Genomic DNA, 442 nt, shown 5'->3' on the forward strand with positions numbered 1-442 from the left:
GGGCGTAAAGGTAGACAGCACGGGCATTATCGACGCTAGTATCAGCTCCCCCAAACTAGCGATCCGGGCCGTAACCGCTCAAAAGCTAGCGGATCGGGCGGTCACTCCAGCCAAGACCAGCTTCATCACGCGGAAGCAAAGTAAGAACCTATACGATAAAGCCACCTCGCTGGACGGCCAGTACGTGAATGAGTCCGGACGTCCCCAGACCGACAGCCGGTTCACGCTCTCGCAGCTCATTGAGGTGACGCCAGGCCAGCCCTATTTTGGCAAGGCTACAACGGGCGGCAGTGGGATGCGTTTTACGTCTTACTACACCGAGGCAGGCACGTGGGTGAGCGGTGGTCCGATCAACTACGCCACTACGTTCACCCCGCCCGCGGGCGTTCGCTACGTGCGAATTTCGATCCTGGTGGGTGAAAAAGATGCCTTCCAGCTTGAG

At 58.6% G+C, this 442-nt stretch carries 1 protein-coding gene; it reads left to right on the plus strand.

Features of this window, described 5'->3' with window-relative positions; translation table 11 throughout:
- A partial coding sequence (locus BWI93_RS27965; protein WP_176454317.1) for a hypothetical protein occupies nt 1–442 on the plus strand: 442 nt, incomplete at both ends.

This window comes from Siphonobacter sp. BAB-5385 (assembly GCF_002261125.1).
Taxonomy (GTDB): domain Bacteria; phylum Bacteroidota; class Bacteroidia; order Cytophagales; family Spirosomataceae; genus Siphonobacter.